At 72.8% G+C, this 17,211-nt stretch carries 16 protein-coding genes; 7 read left to right on the top strand and 9 right to left on the bottom strand.

Annotated features, from left to right (window positions below; translation table 11 throughout):
* Positions 1 to 239: 239 nt before the first annotated feature.
* The 4 genes from QF030_RS27490 to QF030_RS27475 form a co-directional block, all read right to left on the bottom strand.
* The gene (locus QF030_RS27490; protein ID WP_307165281.1) at positions 240 to 1,466 is read right to left on the bottom strand and encodes a hypothetical protein; all 1,227 of its coding nucleotides are present in this window, start codon (positions 1,464 to 1,466) and stop codon (positions 240 to 242) included.
* Positions 1,463 to 3,235: a DUF3492 domain-containing protein gene (locus QF030_RS27485; RefSeq protein WP_307165280.1), complete on the bottom strand. Its 1,773-nt coding sequence runs from the start codon at positions 3,233 to 3,235 to the stop codon at positions 1,463 to 1,465. Before QF030_RS27485 ends, QF030_RS27490 begins: the two co-directional genes overlap by 4 nt.
* A gap of 247 nt (positions 3,236 to 3,482) precedes the next feature.
* On the bottom strand, positions 3,483 to 4,544 hold the full coding sequence (locus QF030_RS27480; RefSeq protein ID WP_373428812.1) for a DUF3152 domain-containing protein: 1,062 nt from the start codon (positions 4,542 to 4,544) through the stop codon (positions 3,483 to 3,485).
* Between the two features lie 331 nt (positions 4,545 to 4,875).
* The gene (locus tag QF030_RS27475) at positions 4,876 to 5,853 is read right to left on the bottom strand and encodes an alpha/beta fold hydrolase (RefSeq protein WP_307165278.1); all 978 of its coding nucleotides are present in this window, start codon (positions 5,851 to 5,853) and stop codon (positions 4,876 to 4,878) included.
* Positions 5,854 to 6,094: 241 nt separating this feature from the next.
* On the opposite strand from QF030_RS27475, the gene QF030_RS27470 reads away from it, so the two are divergent.
* The 4 genes from QF030_RS27470 (at position 6,095) to QF030_RS27455 (ending at position 8,097) form a co-directional block, all read left to right on the top strand.
* Positions 6,095 to 6,313: a hypothetical protein gene (locus QF030_RS27470; protein WP_307165277.1), complete on the top strand. Its 219-nt coding sequence runs from the start codon at positions 6,095 to 6,097 to the stop codon at positions 6,311 to 6,313.
* Positions 6,314 to 6,493: 180 nt separating this feature from the next.
* On the top strand, positions 6,494 to 7,135 hold the full coding sequence (locus QF030_RS27465) for a TetR/AcrR family transcriptional regulator (RefSeq protein ID WP_020130830.1): 642 nt from the start codon (positions 6,494 to 6,496) through the stop codon (positions 7,133 to 7,135).
* Between the two features lie 146 nt (positions 7,136 to 7,281).
* A complete protein-coding gene (locus QF030_RS27460; RefSeq protein WP_020130831.1) occupies positions 7,282 to 7,509 on the top strand; it encodes a DUF3107 domain-containing protein in 228 nt (75 codons plus the stop codon).
* Positions 7,510 to 7,827: 318 nt separating this feature from the next.
* Positions 7,828 to 8,097: a hypothetical protein gene (locus QF030_RS27455; protein WP_307165276.1), complete on the top strand. Its 270-nt coding sequence runs from the start codon at positions 7,828 to 7,830 to the stop codon at positions 8,095 to 8,097.
* Positions 8,098 to 8,120: 23 nt separating this feature from the next.
* Here QF030_RS27455 and QF030_RS27450 read toward each other — a convergent pair whose 3' ends face one another.
* Positions 8,121 to 8,858, bottom strand: coding sequence for a ferritin-like fold-containing protein (locus tag QF030_RS27450; protein WP_307165275.1), 738 nt, complete (start codon positions 8,856 to 8,858; stop codon positions 8,121 to 8,123).
* A 497-nt stretch (positions 8,859 to 9,355) separates the two neighbouring features.
* Between QF030_RS27450 and QF030_RS27445 the strand changes: the two genes are divergently transcribed.
* Together QF030_RS27445 and QF030_RS27440 are read left to right on the top strand one after the other, a co-directional pair.
* Entirely contained in the window at positions 9,356 to 12,172 is a 2,817-nt protein-coding gene (locus tag QF030_RS27445; RefSeq protein ID WP_307165274.1) for a DEAD/DEAH box helicase, read from the top strand.
* A gap of 123 nt (positions 12,173 to 12,295) precedes the next feature.
* Positions 12,296 to 13,177 carry an alpha/beta fold hydrolase gene (locus tag QF030_RS27440; protein WP_307165273.1) on the top strand — a complete coding sequence of 294 codons (882 nt, stop codon included), beginning with the start codon at positions 12,296 to 12,298 and terminating at the stop codon, positions 13,175 to 13,177.
* 41 nt (positions 13,178 to 13,218) lie between these two features.
* Here the strand turns inward: QF030_RS27440 and QF030_RS27435 are convergent, their stop codons facing one another.
* Positions 13,219 to 14,115 carry an NYN domain-containing protein gene (locus QF030_RS27435; RefSeq protein WP_307167713.1) on the bottom strand — a complete coding sequence of 299 codons (897 nt, stop codon included), beginning with the start codon at positions 14,113 to 14,115 and terminating at the stop codon, positions 13,219 to 13,221.
* Between the two features lie 196 nt (positions 14,116 to 14,311).
* Between QF030_RS27435 and QF030_RS27430 the strand changes: the two genes are divergently transcribed.
* Positions 14,312 to 14,464, top strand: a complete 153-nt coding sequence (locus tag QF030_RS27430; protein ID WP_007384531.1) for a hypothetical protein — start codon at positions 14,312 to 14,314, stop codon at positions 14,462 to 14,464.
* Between the two features lie 75 nt (positions 14,465 to 14,539).
* Here the strand turns inward: QF030_RS27430 and QF030_RS27425 are convergent, their stop codons facing one another.
* The 3 genes from QF030_RS27425 to QF030_RS27415 all read right to left on the bottom strand — a co-directional run bounded on the left by QF030_RS27425 (position 14,540) and on the right by QF030_RS27415 (position 17,086).
* Positions 14,540 to 15,145: a MarC family protein gene (locus QF030_RS27425; protein ID WP_307165272.1), complete on the bottom strand. Its 606-nt coding sequence runs from the start codon at positions 15,143 to 15,145 to the stop codon at positions 14,540 to 14,542.
* Positions 15,146 to 15,198: 53 nt separating this feature from the next.
* Complete coding sequence (locus QF030_RS27420) at positions 15,199 to 16,056, bottom strand: PHP domain-containing protein (RefSeq protein ID WP_307165271.1); 858 nt, start codon at positions 16,054 to 16,056, stop codon at positions 15,199 to 15,201.
* 388 nt (positions 16,057 to 16,444) lie between these two features.
* A complete protein-coding gene (locus tag QF030_RS27415) occupies positions 16,445 to 17,086 on the bottom strand; it encodes a DUF6758 family protein (protein WP_028806532.1) in 642 nt (213 codons plus the stop codon).
* Between the last annotated feature and the right edge of the window lie 125 nt (positions 17,087 to 17,211).

Here is a 17,211-nt window from a genome sequence, read left to right as displayed (position 1 = left end):
CGGGTGCGCCGGGATCTCCGGTCGCTCCGGATCGGGAGGTGGTCATCTGGTCTCTCCTTCAAGCGTGCTGCGATGAGCTGCGGCTGGGTGGGGTGGCGCGTGCGTCGCGTGGTCCGGGCGCGACGGGGGCGGCGCCGCGGGCGGTGGCCGGGACGCGGACGGCAGGCGTCGCAGAGGCGGACGGGCGCGAGGGCGGACCCGGCCCGGCACGGCCGGTCGGTTCGGCGCGGTTCCTCTGTTCAGCACGGCTGATCCGTTCGCGCGTGGGCCGAGGCCCTGGTCAGCGTGCGGGTCGCGTGGAACAGCAGGATCAGCGCGGCTGCCCCGCAGACGAGGGACGGGACACCGGCCGGACCCCAGGCGGCCACGAGGCCCTCCACCGGGGCGGCCAGGAAACCGCAGCCGGGGAGCCGGCCCGTGAAGACCGTGGCCGGGGCGAGCACCTCCGCCGCGCCGGCGGCTCCGAGGACGACCGCCGGGACGTGGGTGAAGCCGTGCACGGTGAGGAGACGGGCGAGGAAGAGGAGCGCGCCCAGGGTGAGGGTGTGGCCGTAGTCGGCCGGTTCGCCCAGCACCGCGGCCGACAGCGGGGTCAGCGCGGCCAGCGCGCACAGGAACAGGGTGAAGGTGCCGAACAGCAGCGGCTGCACGGAGGCGGCGAACTCCTCCAGGCCACGGCTGGCGTCGAGTCGGCGCCGGGCGCGTACGGCCAGCAGGTGGGCGCTCCAGGCGGCCGGCGCGCAGGCCAGGGTGAGGGTCAGCAGCGGGGCGGCGGCGAAGGGCCAGGGGCCGTCCGCCGTCCCGTCGGGGAGGCCGTCGGGGCCGCCGGCGACGGCGGCGCGCAGGAGGCTGTCGCCGAGGGCCGCGTAGCCGAGGAGCCAGCAGGTCCAGGCGCCCGTCCGGTGCGGGCCGGGATGGGCGCCGCGGTGCGGGCTCAACGGGCCCCGGCGCAGCACCGCTCGCAGGGCGAGGGTGACGGCGAGGATGCCCGCCGCGGCGATCAGCAGACACGTGCGCCCGTGGGTGAGACGCACACCGGTCACGGCGGCGGCGCACAGGACGCCCGGCAGGAGGGTGAGCAGCGCCCGGTCCAGGCGGGGTCGCGGGGTCGCGGTGGCCGGGGTGGGCGGGGGCGCTTCGCCGTCGCGGGGGACGCGGGCGTACATCTCCTCCGCGAGGGAGAAGACGTCCCGGTGCCGGAAACGGGCCGCCGTGCGGTCGGTGACCCCGTGGGCCTCCAGACCCGCCGCGATCTCCAGCGGGTCCACGGCGCGCTCGCACAGCTCGCGGTGACGGTGTATCAGTGCCTTCACCGGGTCCGCGGCTCCACGGCGGGGGGCGGCGGGCTTCCGCTCCCCGGCGCAGGCGTCGACACGCGGACCTGGACTCCCCGGCGCCTCCGCCGCTCCGGGTGCTCCCGGCCTTCCCGGCGTTTCCGGCCGGTCCAGTTCGTCGAGCCCGCTCATCGTGCACCCTCCGTCGCAGCGATCGACGAGGTGTCCCGGGCCGGTGGCCCCGCCGCCCGGCCCGGACCGCCGCGGGCGGCGACACGCGCCTCGGGACCGGTCCAGTGGCCCGACAGACACGCCTCGGCCGGGACGGCGAACGGACGGGGATCGCCGTCGTCGAACAGGAACCGCCGCACCGGGGCCTGGGCGACGAGCTCCAGGTAAATGCCGTGAAATGCCGTGATGTTCTGCTCGACCGTGAAGAGTTCCAGGGCTCGGGCGCGGGCGGCCGCGCCCAGGCGTGAACGGCGGCCGGGGTCGCGCAGCAGCGCCGCGCACGCCTCCGCGAGCGCCCGCGGATTGCGCGGCGGAACGACCAGTCCTGTGCCGCCGATGACCTCGACCACCGCGCCTACGTCGGTCGACACGGTGGCGCGGCCGCAGAACATCGCCTCGACCAGACCGACCGGGAACCCCTCGACGACGCTGGACAGGACGACCACCGCACCGGCCGCGTACGCGTCGGCGAGGGTGGGCGCCTCCGGACCGCCGATCTCCTCGAAGGACACCGGGTTGTCGCCGACGGCGTGCGGCCCGTCGGCCTCGTCGGGGAAGAGCTGTGCGGCCAGCACCTTGCAGTGGCCGAGGTAGGCCTCCCCCTCCGCCCCGGCCGGAGCGCCGATGATCCGCAGGCGTGTGTGCGGTTCCTCCTTGCGCAGCTCCGCGAAGGCGTGCAGCAGGGAGACCAGGTCCTTGGCCGGTTCCACCCGGCCGACCCAGACCAGCGTGTGCGGATCGGCGGCGTCGTGGGAGTCGCCCACCTCGGCGAAGCGGGACGCCTCCATGCCCGGGTAGACGGTGCGCAGCTTGGCGCGGTCGGCACCGCATCGCTCCTGCCAGCGGCGGGCGTGGGTGTTGCCGGGGGTGACGCATGCGGCCTGCCGGTACACCTCGGCGGCGAGCCGACCGTGGAAGGCGGCGGCCAGGGCGCGTACGGCGGGAGCCGTTTCGGCGGACCGCACGCCGGGGGAGCCGGCGGGCGAGAGGCCGGTTCCCGAACTCAGGTAGTGCGTCCGCAGCCGGACGCCGTACTCGGTGACCAGCAGCGGCACGTCGAAGAAGTGGCGTGCGAGCAGCCCGGGAAGGGCCGCGGCGCCGCCGGACGCGGCGTGGCACAGGTCGACCGCGCCGAGGCCCTCGCCTCCGTCGCCTCCGCCCTCGTCCCCGTACCAGTCGAGCGAGAGGGGGCGCAGGGCGCGTTCGAGGTGCGCGGCGACGGCGAGCAGTTCGGGTACGCGCGCCTCGCGCGCCGTGCGCAGCGCGCCGGGCGCGCGACAGGCGCGTTCCAGGGCGCGTACGGCGCTTTCCGAGCGGAGCGCTCCCACCAGGCCGCGCTCGTCCCGGGCGAGTTCGGCGAGGCCGTACAGCGCGTTGGCGAAACGGTCCGCCTGAGCGGCCGGAGCGGCTCCCGGGGGGCCCGTCGGGTCCGGGGGGTCACCCTCGCAGAGCGCGGTCACCAACTCGCCGTAGGCCTCCTCGAAGCGCCGGCGCGCACGCCGGCCGTAGGCGACCCCGTCGTCCTCGGCCGTCCACAGCGGCGCCGTGCGTACCCGGCTGACCTGCGGTGGAAGCTGGACCCAGCCCGCTTCCTCCTGGTGTGGGGCGCGGCTGAGCGCGTAGACGTCGAACTCGTGCTGTCCGAGCCCGCGCACGAGCCGGTCGCACCAGAGCCCGGCATCACCGCTCAGATACGGATAGCCGCCCTCCGTCAGCAGTCCGATGCGCACGCGCACTCCCGATCTCCCGTTTGGGGAGCCGCCGTTGACCCGGCGGCTCGCAGCGGGACGAACGTATGCGGACAAGGTGGTGGCGCGGCGGACGGTTGTCCGTCGCACCACCAAAAGGGGTGAACGGTCGTAACTTTCCCGTGCGGGTCGCGTTCGGTCGCGCTAGGAGATCATCCGACTGCGACGCGTCACGTCGTACGTGCCCGTCGGCAGCCGTCCGGCCTACGCGCGAAACACCCCCCGAGGCTTAGCTGCCGGGGTAGGGCCAGGCGTTGGGCAGGCAGTGGATGCCGTCGTGGTCGAGGAACTTCGTCTGCTGCTGCATGACCGGCGCCAGGTCGCCGTCCTTGTCACAGGTGACATGGCTGTAGCCGAGGCGGTGGCCGACCTCGTGGTTGATCAGCATCTGCCGGTAGGCGTACATCGCGTCACCGAAGGTCTCCGACCCCTGGGCCCACCGGTAGGCGTTGATCATCACGCGCTCGGTGGCGGCCGAGTCGCAGGAGACGTTGTCCTCCGTGGTGTCCAGCCCGGACTTGGCGCACCACACGGCGGTGGTCCCCGGACTGGCGAGCGTGATGACGAAGTCGGCGTTGCCCGACTGGATCCGCTCGAAGGTGCGGGCGCCGCCGTGGGCCCAGCTGCGGGCGTCGTTGAGGGTCTTCTGCACGGCCTGCGCGAAGAGCTCGCCGTCGAGGCCGAGACCCTGTTCCACGTCCACCCGATAGGTGTACTTCTGCCCCTGGCCGGGCGCCTTGTCGACGCCCGCGACGGCGTCGAACTTTCCCGAGCCCTTGAGCGCGGGGCTCAGCGCGTACTTCGTGGCCATCCCCTGCGCGTACGTCAGCGTGGCAGGGGCGCCGGGCGCCCCTGCGGACACGGCCGGGCTCGGGCGGTCGTCCCCGCGCGCGGCGTCGCCGACCGCCTCACGGGTCTGCTGCCCGGAGGCGGACCGCGACCGGACGGCGTCGTCGTCCCGGCCGGTGGCGACCTGCCCGGCGACCACGACGGCCAGCACCGTGGTGACGGCGGCGGCCGCGATGCCGGCGAACGCCCGTCCCTTGACTCCCTGGCCGGTCGCGGGCTCGCCGGTGGGCGGTACGTCGTCACCGGCCGCGGCGGTCGTAGGGGAGACGGCGTCCCGGTCGGCGGCGGAGGCGTGACGATCCTGCGCGCGTGCGGCGGCGAACGGCGTCCTCGCGCGCGTGAAGACGTCCTCGTCGTCCTCGCCGAAGGCGTCGAGGTAGTCCTGACGCGGGCCCTGGCGGGAACCTCGACGGGGGCCCTGTCGCGGGCCGTCCTGGGGCATGGGTCGCTGACGCGGTATCACGGGCTGCCCGGTACCCGCTGATCGTCCCCTCAAGTCACCCCAGCCGCCCCCGCTCTCCCGCTGCTCGGGGTGGCCACCCCGAGCCACCTGCGGAAACCCATGGGCGGGAGTCCCTTCGGAAAAGGGGAAGCGCGGTACTCCGTGCGAGGGGGTCACGTCGTACCCGGGGGGCGGCACCTGGACGCTGGCGCCGCGCGGGTCCCCCTGGGGAGGGGGTTCCGGAGCAGCCCCCTGCGATGCGCCCTTGGAGCCGCCTTCGGCGGCACTCTTGGGCGCGGGTCCACGCCGGCTGTGGCGTCCCACGTAGGTCTCAGCCTCCCGGGGTATCGGTCGCGGTGGCGGTGTCGGCGATGAGCTCCCGGACCGCCGTCGCCACCGTCTCGGGATACTCCATCATCGCCACGTGCCCGGCGTCGGGCAGCGTGAGCAGACGGGAGTGGCGGAAGGTACGGGCGGCCCGCTGCGCCATGCGGAATCCGACGAGCTGGTCGCGACCACCGTAGACCAGGAGGGTCGGCGCGAGGACCCGCTCGGCCTGACGCCAGAGACCGTGCTGGCCGCCCAGCGTGTACGCGCTGAGCAGACCGCGCGTGGAACGCGTCATCGCGTCCCAGAAGTACGGCAGCCGAAGGCGCCGCTCCAGCTCCTCCACCGCGTGACGGAACGCGTCCGGGCTGACCCGGCCGGGATCGCCGTAACAGAGCGCCGTGACGCCGCGGACACGCTGCTCGGCGGTCCAGTCCCGGGTGAACCGGGTGAAGAGCGCGGCCACGCCGGGCAGCCCCACCAGACCCGTGGGCACCGCCGTCCGCTGCACCCGCAGCTCGGGCAGCGCGGGTGACACCAGCGTCAGCGTCCGCACGAGGTCGGGCCGGACCGCGGCCACGCGCGTGGACACCGCGCCGCCGAGCGAGTTGCCGAAGAGGTGCACGGGTCCGCGGTCGACGGAGTCCAGGTAGCGGATGACGGCACGCGCGTGTGCCGTGATGGAGTAGTTGCCGTCGTCCGGCGGCGGGGAGTCGCCGAAGCCCGGCAGATCCACGGCCTCGCTCGCCACCACCCCGTCGAGCAGCGCCATCAGCGCGGACCAGTTCTGCGAGGAACCGCCCAGGCCGTGCACGTACAGCGCGGGCTCGAGCCCCTCCCGCGCGGGCGGCCGGGAGCGGACCGTGAGAGTGACGCCCGGCAGTCCGACCTGCCGGAGCCGCTCGCCCTCGGCGACCCGCACGGCGATCGCCTTCGGCAGCACACTGGTGGGCGGCACGGAGGGCAGCTCGGTCGAAGACATGCGGGCAATGTTACGAGACGATCACGCACGCTTTTGTGTGTTCGCCGTCACACGCGCGGGGCACGCGCGCGCGTGCCGGGCACCGGACCGGTACCGCGGCGGAGCCATACCGCGCCGGATCCTGGGCACTCCGCACAGCGATCGCATGGCGTGCGAAACGGGTGTCTCCTAGGCTCGTATCCAGGGCACCCGCTTGTGGCCCCTGCACCTCGCAGGGACGTTCGTAGGAAGGGAGCCCACCATGGCCGTTGACCCCACCGACCCGGAGACGTTCGAAGAGGACGACGACTTCGGGGAGATCGACGTCGAGGCGCCGGAGAACGACGCCGCCGAGCAGTACACGGACGTCGTCCCTCATCGCGACGACCCCCTGGAGGACGTGGATCCCGCCCGGGCCGCCGAAGCCGACCTCGTCGAACAGGCCCGCGTCGTCTCCCTCGACGAGGACGACTATCGCTGACATGCTCCGAGCTGGAGCGGGGCGGAGTATGCCCGTAACATCCCGATCCAAAACTGTTTACACCGCTTTTGCCGTCGTCCAGTCCGTGAAATTCTGCGCTCGCACCGCGCACACCACGGTTACCGAAAAGTACGATGGCGGCGCGGCGCTCACCGCATGAGGACCACCTTGGGAGGCGGCGTGACAGCCATCGAGCAGACAGAGGCGGCGCGCCCGCGAGGCACCCGCCTGCCGCGCCGTGCCCGTCGGAACCAGCTGCTGGGCGCCGCCCAGGAAGTCTTCGTGGCGCAGGGCTACCACTCCGCCGCCATGGACGACATCGCCGAGCGGGCCGGAGTCAGCAAGCCGGTGCTCTACCAGCACTTCCCCGGCAAGCTCGACCTCTACCTGGCCCTGCTGGACCAGCACTGCGAGTCGCTCATCCAGGCCGTGCGCGGCGCGCTGGCCTCGACGACCGACAACAAGCAGCGGGTCCGCGCCACGATGGACGCGTACTTCGCGTACGTCGAGGACGACGGCGGCGCCTTCCGCCTGGTCTTCGAGTCGGACCTGACGAACGAGCCCGCGGTGCGCGAGCGCGTCGACAAGGTGACCACCGAGTGCGCCGAGGCGATCTGCGAGGTCATCGCGGAGGACACCGGCCTCTCCCGCGCGGAGTCGATGCTGCTCGCCTCGGGTCTGGGCGGCCTGGCCCAGGTCGTGGCGCGGTCCTGGCTGCACAGCGACCGCAGCGTGCCGCGCGACCAGGCGGTGCAACTGCTGGCCTCGCTGGCCTGGCGGGGCATCGCCGGTTTCCCGCTGCACGGCACCGATCAGCACTGACCGCGGGGGCGCCCGGCCGTTTGTTCCCGCCCGCTGTTCGCTCCTGGCGTGGACGGCCGCGCCGTGAACGTCCCCTCACCGGGCTAATGTGTGCAGCGTACGGCGCGGACGCCCGCGCACCTCATGACCGTCGGAGGGACATAGCCGTGGAGGTCAAGATCGGCGTGCTGCACGCACCCCGCGAGATCGTTCTGGAGAGCGGTCAGACTCCCGAGGAGGTCGAGCGCGTGGTGGCCGAGGCCCTGGCCGGAAAGTCGCAGCTGCTCAGCCTCGTGGACCAGCACGGCCGCAAGGTCCTGGTCCCGGCCGACCGCCTGGCCTACGTCGAGCTGGGCGAGCCCGCTCCGCGCAAGGTGGGCTTCGGCGCTCTGTAGGCGAAGCAACGAAGTGGGGCCCGACGACCGGTTGGTCGCCGGGCCCCACTTCCGTTTCCGTCCCCCCGCCGGACGGCCGCCGCCGGGCGTACCCGCCACCGGGCGTACCCGCCGCCGAACGTGCCGCCGTCGGACATACCCGCCGTCGGTCGTCGCTGTCGGACGTGAACGTCAGCGGCTTGTCCGGCCGGTTCGCCGTCGGGGTCTCTCCACAGACGGAGCACAACCCGACCACAGAGGAGGATTGCATTCCGCAGGTCACGGGTATGACGGGCTGTGACCTCGACGCACAGCCCCAACCGTCCGGGAGGGACCCACATGATCTTGGAAGCGCTCGGCTCCGCTGTGCTCGGTCTTGTGCTCGCGTGGGCGGCGGCCCACCGCTTCTCCCACCGTCTGCCGGTCCGCACCCTCGTCTTCGCGACGGGCGTCGCCGGAGCCCTGTTCGGTGACTTCGTCACCCACAGCGCGCTGGGCCCCGGCACCGCCCTGGCGAGTCTTCTCGGCGCGGTGATCGTCTCCGCCGCCTCGCTCTCCCTGCTGCTGCGCCCGGCCGGCCGACTCCGCCGCCGGTCGGCCCCCGCCTGAGCCCGGCGGGACCGGGACCGGTCCTAGGCCGCCAGCCCCAGCGCCGCCATCCGCTTGGTGTGCGCCTCGGTGATCCTGGAGAACATCCGGCCGACCTCGGCGAGGTCGAAGCCGTCCGCGACACCGCCCACGAGCATCGTCGACAGCGCGTCGCGGTCCGCGACCACCCGCTGGGACTGCGACAGGGCCTCGCCCATCAGCCGCCGCGCCCACAGCGCGAGCCGTCCGCCCACCCGCGGGTCGGCGTCGATCGCGGCACGCACCCGGTCCACGGCGAAGCCGGCGTGGCCGGTGTCGTCCAGCACGGCCAGCACCAGGGCGCGGCTGTCGGTGTCCAGGCGTACCGCGACCTCGCGGTAGAAGTCACTGGCGATCGAGTCGCCGACGTAGGCCTTGACGAGGCCCTCCAGCCAGTCCGACGGGGCCGTCTGCCGGTGGAAGCCGTCGAGCGCGGCGACGAACGGCTCCATCGCCCGCGTCGGCTCCTCGCCGACCTCCGTGAGCCGGTTGTGCAGCCGCTCGAAGTGGTGGAACTCGGCCGACGCCATCTTCGCCAGCTCCGCCTTGTCCCCCAGCGTGGGCGCCAGCTTCGCGTCCTCCGCGAGCCGCTCGAACGCCGCCAGCTCGCCGTACGCCAACGCACCCAGCAGATCCACGACCGCCGCCCGGTACTGCGGGTCGGCTGAGGCCGTCGCCCAGTCCTGGGCGGCGATGCCGGTGGCGGTGTTCTCAGGCTTGTCAGAGGTCGTCATGAAGCGCACAATAGCCCGCTCGTCGCACGGGGGAAGTCCCTGGTCAATCAGTGTGACAACGAAGACGCACGGGACCACCCGCGACACTGTGACAACCACAACGTGACCGAATCGGCCATCGCGTGTGCGCGATTACAGGGTATGGTGGTAATGCGCCTGCCGAATATTCGACGGGCCGCACGTATGAGGATGCCCGGTCGGTGGCCCGATCGGCTCCGACCCGACAGCCCTCCTCGCCCGTACGGCACTGTCCGTACGGAAACCCGGAGGGGACCCCCTCAGCGGTACGAACGCTAGAGCGTCGGCAGAGGTCCCGTGACCTGACGGCCGCCCGTGAGGCAGCCGTCGTCCCCCGGCACGGTCCTGACACGACCCCCGCGCTCGCCTCGCACCGCGCACACAGAAGAGGCAGCACCCTGACTACGTTCCGAGAGCTCGGCATCCTTTCCGAGACCGCCGAGGCCCTTGAGGCCGTCGGCATCATCAGTCCCTTCCCGATCCAGGAGATGACTCTCCCCGTTGCCCTGACGGGTACGGACGTGATCGGGCAGGCCAAGACCGGCACCGGCAAGACGCTCGGCTTCGGACTCCCGCTCCTCGAGCGCGTGACCGTCCCCGCCGACGTCGAGGCCGGCCGTGCCCGTCCCGAGGACCTCACCGACGCCCCGCAGGCACTCATCGTCGTCCCGACCCGCGAGCTGTGCACGCAGGTCACCAACGACCTGCTGACCGCGGGCAAGGTGCGCAACGTGCGGGTCCTCGCCATCTACGGCGGCCGGGCCTACGAGCCCCAGGTCGAGGCCCTCAAGAAGGGCGTCGACGTGGTCGTCGGCACCCCGGGCCGCCTGCTGGACCTCGCCGGCCAGAAGAAGCTCGACCTCAAGCACATCAAGTCGCTCGTCCTGGACGAGGCCGACGAGATGCTCGACCTGGGCTTCCTGCCCGACGTCGAGAAGATCATCAACATGCTGCCGGCGAAGCGCCAGACCATGCTGTTCTCGGCGACCATGCCGGGCGCGGTCATCGGTCTCGCACGCCGCTACATGTCGCAGCCGACGCACATCAACGCCACGTCGCCGGACGACGCGGGCAGGACCGTCGCGAACACCAAGCAGCACGTGTACCGCGCGCACAACATGGACAAGCCCGAGATGGTCTCGCGCATCCTCCAGGCCGAGGGCCGCGGCCTGGTCATGGTCTTCTGCCGTACCAAGCGCACGGCCGCCGACCTGGCCGACCAGCTCCAGCAGCGCGGCTTCGCCTCCGGCGCGGTCCACGGCGACCTCGGCCAGGGCGCCCGCGAGCAGGCGCTGCGCGCCTTCCGCAACGGCAAGGTCGACGTCCTCGTCTGCACCGACGTGGCCGCCCGCGGCATCGACGTCGAGGGCGTCACGCACGTCATCAACTACCAGTCCCCCGAGGACGAGAAGACGTACCTGCACCGCATCGGCCGTACCGGCCGCGCGGGCGCCAAGGGCATCGCGGTCACCCTGGTGGACTGGGACGACATCCCGCGCTGGCAGCTCATCAACAAGGCGCTGGAACTCGAGTTCAGCGACCCGCCGGAGACGTACTCCACCTCTCCGCACTTCTTCGAGGAACTCGGTATCCCCGCGGGCACCAAGGGTGTTCTGCCGCGCTCGGAGCGCACCCGCGCCGGGCTCGACGCGGAGGAGCTCGAGGACCTCGGCGAGCCGGGCGGCCGTGCGGCGCGTGGTCGTGGTGACCGCAACGGCCGTGGCGACCGAGGTGGCCGTGGTGACCGGGGCGGTCGCGGTGAGCGCGGTGGCCGGAGCGAGTCCCGTTCCGGCGAGCGGCCCGGCGAGGCGTCCGACGAGGGCGAGCGCTCGGCGCGTACCCCCCGTCGCCGTCGTCGTACCCGCAACGGCTCCCCGTTCGAGGCGACGCCCGCCGGGACCACGGCTGCCGAGCAGGTTCCCGTGGCCGAGCCGACGCCCGTGCCGGAGGAGACCGCCGGTCCGCGTACGCCGCGCCGTCGGCGCCGCACCCGCAACGGCTCCGCGCAGGAAGCGGCCGTCGTGACGGCCGGCACGGCGACCGTCGAGCCCGTCGCCGAAGCCGCGGAAGCGGCCGTCGCGACCGCGCAGGGCACCGCCCAGGAGACCCCGGAGACCGCTCCGGAGACCCTGGCCGCGCCGCGCCGCCGTCGTACCCGCAGGACCGCCGAGACCGCGCAGACCGCGACAGCGGCGGCCACGGTGACGGAGTCGCCGGTCGTCGAGGCCCCCGCGGCCCAGGCCGCCGTCGACACGGCGCAGGCGGCGGAGACCAAGCCGCGCCGCCGCACCCGCAAGGCGACGGCTCCGGCCGAAGCCGTGGTCGAGACCGTCGAGGCGGCCCCGGAGGCCATCGCGGCCGCCGAGACCGTGGTCAAGCCGCGCCGCACCCGCAAGGCGGCGGCCGCGGCCCCGGCCGAAGTCGCCGAAGCCGTCACCGACACGGCCGAAGCGACCGAGGCCAAGCCCCGCCGCCGCGCCACCCGCAAGGCCACCGAGCCCGAGACGACGGCCACCACGGCCGACATCCCGGCCCAGGCCACCCAGGAAGCGGCGGCCACCAAGCCGCGCCGCACCCGCAAGACCGCCGCCACCGCCCCGGCCCCCGCCGAGGCCGAGACCGCGGTCGACACGGCGGAGGCGACGGAGGCCAAGCCGCGCCGCCGTACGACCCGCAAGGCGACGGTCCCGGCCGTAGCCGTCGAGGGCGTCACGGACACGGCCGAGACCATCGAGGCCAAGCTGCGCCGCACCCGCAAGACGGCAGCCGCGGGCACCGCCGCCACGGCGACCGTCGAGGCTCCGGCAGCCGTCGAGCCCGAGGCCAAGCCGCGCCGCACCCGTAAGGCAGCGGCTCCGGTCGAGGTCGCGGCGGACACGGCCGAGGCCCCGGAGGCCAAGCCGCGCCGCACCCGCAAGAGCGCCGCCACGGCGACGGAGCCGATCGCCGAGGCCGCCGCGGCGGCCGCGGCTTCGGTCAAGCCGCGCCGCACCCGCAAGGCGGCGGCCACGGCCCCGGCCGAAGCCGCCGAAGCCGTCACCGACACGGCCGAAGCGACCGAGGCCAAGCCCCGCCGCCGCGCCACCCGCAAGGCCACCGAGCCCGAGACGACGGCCACCACGGCCGACATCCCGGCCCAGGCCACCCAGGAAGCGGCGGCCACCAAGCCGCGCCGCACCCGCAAGACCGCCGCCACCGCCCCGGCCCCCGCCGAGGCCGAGACCGCGGTCGACACGGCGGAGGCGAAGCCGAGGGTGCGTCGCACCCGCAAGGCGACGGCCGCCACGGAGCCCGCGGACGGCTGATCGACCGGCATGGCATGACGGCCCGACGGCCCGGTTCCTCCTCGGTGAGGGGCCGGGCCGTCGGCGTTCCCCGGAGGCGTCCCGCCGACGGCGCGCGGCAAACCCTCCCGGTAGCCTCGGGACGTGACCAGGCCCAGCACCAGCAGCCCCTTCCCGCCGCCCCCCGGCGCGCTCTCGTATCCGCTGCGGACCGCGCGCGGTGAGTTCGCGGTCGTCGACGCGCCCGTGCCCGCCGGTGTGGAGCAGCGGGGTGTCGCGCTGCTGCTGCCCGGCTTCACGGGGAGCAAGGAGGACTTCCACCGGATGCACGAGCCGCTCGCGGCCCGCGGCTACCGGACCATCGCCGTGGACGGGCGGGGGCAGAACGAGTCCGACGGACCGGCCGACGACGAATCCGCCTACGCGCGCGAGGAGTTGGCGCGGGACGTGCTGGCGCAGGCGGCGGCCGTCGGCAGCCCTGTGCACCTGATGGGGCACTCCCTCGGCGGTCAGATCGCCCGTGCCGCCGTCCTGCTCGACCACTCCCCCTTCGTGTCGTTCACGCTCCTCGCCTCGGGCCCGGCCGAGATCTCGGACTCCCAGAAGCAGCGCGTGAAGCTGCTGCACGACGCGCTCGCGGTGATGACGATGCCGGAGGTGTGGGAGGCGATCCTGGCGATGGGTCCGCCGGAGGAGGTCGGCGGTCCGGCCGGCGGCCCCGGCGAGCCGGAGCTGTTGCGGCTGCGCTGGCTGAACCACAAACCCGCCCAGCTCCTGGCCACCGGACGCCAGTTGTGCGTGGAACCGGACCGGGTCGGTGAACTGGCCGCCGTTCCGCTGCCGTTCCATGTCCTGTCGGGCGCGCGGGACGATACCTGGCCGCTGCCGCTCCTCGACGCCATGGCCGCCGAGCTGCGGGCGCACCGCACGGTCGTGCCGGGCGCCGAGCACTCGCCGAACCAGGACCGGCCGCTGGCGACGGCCCACGCGCTCGCCGACTTCTGGGACCGTCACCCCATGCGTTAGAAGCTGTCCGGCCGGTCACGCTCAGTACTGTGTGGCCGTCCTCAGTACTGCGACTGCACGTGCTCCCAGAAGCCGTCCCGCAGGGCGCGCCTCAGGTCGGCCTGGCCGCGCAGGGAGTACTGGAGGATGCCTTCCGCCTCCACGAGAAGGTCCTGGTCGACGGAGCCGGGGAGGTAGGGGTGGCCCGGCAGCAGCTCCGCCAGCGACTCCCTGCCCCGCGCCGCCAGCCACTTCGCCGCCACCTGTGCGCCGACGAAGCGGACGGCCTCGCGGGTGGGCCGGTTCCCGCCGGGCCCCTCGTAGGCGGTGGCGGTGCGCCGCGAGACGTACGGCTTGAAGAAGTCGAGGTCGAGGGTGCGCTGGCTGTCGACCTCCCAGAGCAGCGGGTCGGCCTGGTTGCGGCCTTCCGGCGCCTCGATGCCCCAGAGGTGCACACGGGCGCCGTACCCCTGCGCGGCCTCCACCGCCGAGACCAGGTCCTCGTCGCCGCCCAGCAGGGCCGCGTCGCTGATGGCCCGGTGCCGGGCCAGGGACTCCAGGTCGGTCCGGATCAGCGAATCGACGCCCTTCTGCTGGTTGTTCGCGTTCAGATTGCCCAACCGGACCTTCACGTCCGGCAGTTCGGCGATGGACTGCTGCTCGGAGGTGTGGATGCGGCGCCGGGCCCCGTCGTACCAGTACACGCGCAGCAGCCGGCTGTCGGCGAAGATCGAGCGGGCGCGGTCGATGAGCGCCTCGATCAGGCCCTCGGCGTCGAGGTCGAAGGCCCGCCGGTCCTCGGTCCCGGCCACCAGGCGTCCCGCGGCCGCGTACAGATACCCGGCGTCGACGAAGATCGCGTGGGTCGAGGGTGTCTTGGCCACCTCGGCGAGCATGCGGGTGAGCAGCTCGTTCGTGCGGTCGATGCGGGCGGCGAGGGCCGGGAGGTCGTCGTTCATCACCTCCATTGTTCCGGTGGTCACGCTGCGAACACAACCGGTCCCGTTCAGTCTCCGCGAACCCACTTACCGGTGAGTAGTTAGCTGTTCGAAAAATTTCTTTAGCGTAGGGAATGTTTGTAACACGCATCCCGTTGACTCCCTACGTAACCAAGTAGTTCTCCTCAGGAGGATGACCAGACGAAGGGAGAAGCCGATGCGCTTCGAAATCATGCGACTCGACGATGTCGACGGCACGCCCGTGGACAGCACCGTCGTAGACGCCGCCTCCGTCAACCGGATCGTTCAGCAGGCCGCCGCCATAGGGCAGCGGCTGTGGATCCGCCCGGCCGACACCTCGGCCTCATAACGCGGATCCCGTCCCATACATGTTTCAGAGCCCCCACGGCGTCGCCGTGGGGGCTCTGCGTGTGCCGGGGCCGGGTCAGCCCGCCCGGATCACCTGGGTGACCCCGTTGATGATCTGCTGCACGGCGATCGCGGAGAGCATCATGCCCGCCAGTCGCGTCACCAGGACCACGCCGCCGTCCTTGATGACCCGGATGATCAGCAACGAGTAGCGCATCACCAGCCACAGCACCACATGGATGGCGAGGATGGCCGACCAGACCGACACCTGCGTCGGCACGCTGTCGGCCTTCTGCACGGCGAGGATGACGGACACGATCGCGCCGGGCCCGGCCAGCAGCGGCATGCCCAGCGGGACGAGGGCGACGTTGACGTCCTTGGTCTGCTGCGGCTCGTCGGTCTTGCCGGTGAGCAGGTCGAGCGCGATCAGCAGGAGCAGCAGCCCGCCCGCGATCATCAGCGCGGGAACGGAGACATGCAGATAGTCGAGGATCTGGTGCCCGAGGAGCCCGAAGACGGTGATCACGCCACCGGCCACACAGACCGCTTGGAAGGCCATCCTCTTCTGCACCTTGCCGGGGCGTCCGGCGGTCAGCGCGAGGAAGATCGGGGTGATCCCCGGGGGGTCCATGATGACGAAAAGGGTGAGGAAGAGAGAGCCGAAGACGGCGACGTCGAACATCAGTACGGGAGCCTTGCGGGAAGGAGGGTGGACCTGGGCGCGGGAGGTGAGCCTCAGGCTCCGCCGGTGCCCGGCACCGGGAACGCCCCGGTGGCGCGCCGGGTGATCTCCCCGTACACCTCGGGGTCGGTCGTGTACTCGCCGAGCACACAGGTCTTGCGGCTGCCGTGGTAGTCCGACGAGCCGGTGACCAGCAGCCCCAGGTCGGCGGCGAGCCCGCGCAGCCGTGCGCGCGTGTCCGCGTCGTGGTCCATGTGATCGACCTCGATGCCGTCGAGACCGGCGGCCGCCAGCTCGGCGACCACGGACTCCGGCACCGTACGACCGCGCTTGCTCGCGCCCGGGTGCGCGAAGACGGTGACCCCGCCCGCGCCCTTGACCAGCCGGATCGCCTCGAAGGGGTCGCTCTCGTGCTTCTCGACATGGGCCCGGCCGCCGTCGGCCAGCCAGTTTTCGCCGAAGGCGTCGTCGACGGTCGGCACGACGCCGAGCTCCACCAGGGCGGTGGCCACGTGCGGCCGCCCGACGGATCCCTCCCCGGCGATCCGCGCGACCTGCTCCCAGGTGACGGGGACGCCCAGCTCGTTGAGCCTGGCGACCATCGCCCGCGCCCGCGGCACCCGGTCGTCGCGCACCAGCTCCCGCTCGGCGAGCAGGGCGGGCTCCTCGGGGTCGAACAGATAGGCCAGCATGTGCATGCTGACGCCGTCGACACGGCAGGACAGCTCGGCACCGGTCACCAGCGTGAGCCCCGACGGCAGCGCGGCCAGGGCCTCGGCGTATCCGCGCGTGGTGTCGTGATCGGTCAGCGCGACGACGTCCAGACCGGCGGCACCCGCCTTGCGGACCAGCTCACCCGGCGTGTCCGTACCGTCGGAGGCCGTGGAGTGGCAGTGCAGATCGATGCGCACGACGCGGACTCCAGGCAGTGACGGACGGAAGGGGACGCTTCAGCATAGCCGGTCGTCAGGACACCCGCGTCACACCCAAACCAACCGAGCACCCCCTACACACCCGACCTCCGAAACCCCCGCGAAGGCACCTACCCCCCCGCCCCCACGCCCCCACGCCGCGACTCACGTACGGCGACGGCGACCCCGGAGAAGCGGGGACCCGTGCGACCAGCCACGGCGGACCGGCGGCAGTCACACACGACCGCGAGCCCGACGAACCCCCGGCCGCACAACCCGGCGGAGCCCTACGCGGGGAAACCGCGCGACCAGCCACGACGAGCGGCGGGCCGCCACGACCGAAACCGAAAGAGAGCACCACACACCCCGGCTGCGGCCCGGCGGAGCGCTAAGGCTTGAGCAGGCGCGGTGACAGCGCCCCGCAAGGCACCAGCTCCAGCTCGGCTCCCGCGTCCCGCAGATCCGTGAGCACCAGCTCGTCGTACATCAGCAGTCCGGACTGTTCGGGCCACACCACCGCCCACAGCCACAGGCCGCGCGCCTCCCCCGCGAAGACGGCCCGGTCGTCCGGGGTGGCGGAAACATGCCAGAGCGGGGTGGGACGGCCGGCGGCCAGGACCTTGGCCTGCGGGGGTTTCTCGACGCTCATGTACGGTCCCGGATCCGGCCCGTCGACGCCGGCGTACCGAGCGCCGAGTCCGACGCCCAGCTCCTCGGCGACCAGGATCAGCTCGCCCATACCGCCGAGCGGGCCCGGCCCGGAGCAGGCCACCGCGGTGGCGCGGCCTCCGCTGCGGTCGTCACCCGCGTACGTCACGCCGGTGAAGAGCCAGCCGACCGGCAGCGGCCACGGCATCCACACCGGCACCTGCGTGCGGTGGACGACGACACTGAGAGCCTCGACGCTGGGCGGGATCACGGGCTGAAGCGGATGGACCGTCCCGTGCACATCGCACTGCCAGGAATCGGCGAAGAGTCCGGGAGCCCTGACCCGGCCACCACACTTCGGGCAACTGGGTTCGCCCCTCATAGAGCCCCACGGTCCTACCCGAGCACGCCCACGTCAAGGACGATCACCCGTCCGGACGGAAGTGACCGCCTTCCAGATTTACGTGTAGCTTGCATTATTTAGGCGATCTAACTTATCGTGTGTAT

Source organism: Streptomyces rishiriensis (assembly GCF_030815485.1).
GTDB classification, from domain to species: Bacteria; Actinomycetota; Actinomycetes; order Streptomycetales; family Streptomycetaceae; genus Streptomyces; species Streptomyces rishiriensis_A.
The sequence above is the reverse complement of the archived record's forward strand: the minus strand, read 5'-3'. Positions and strand labels throughout refer to the sequence as shown.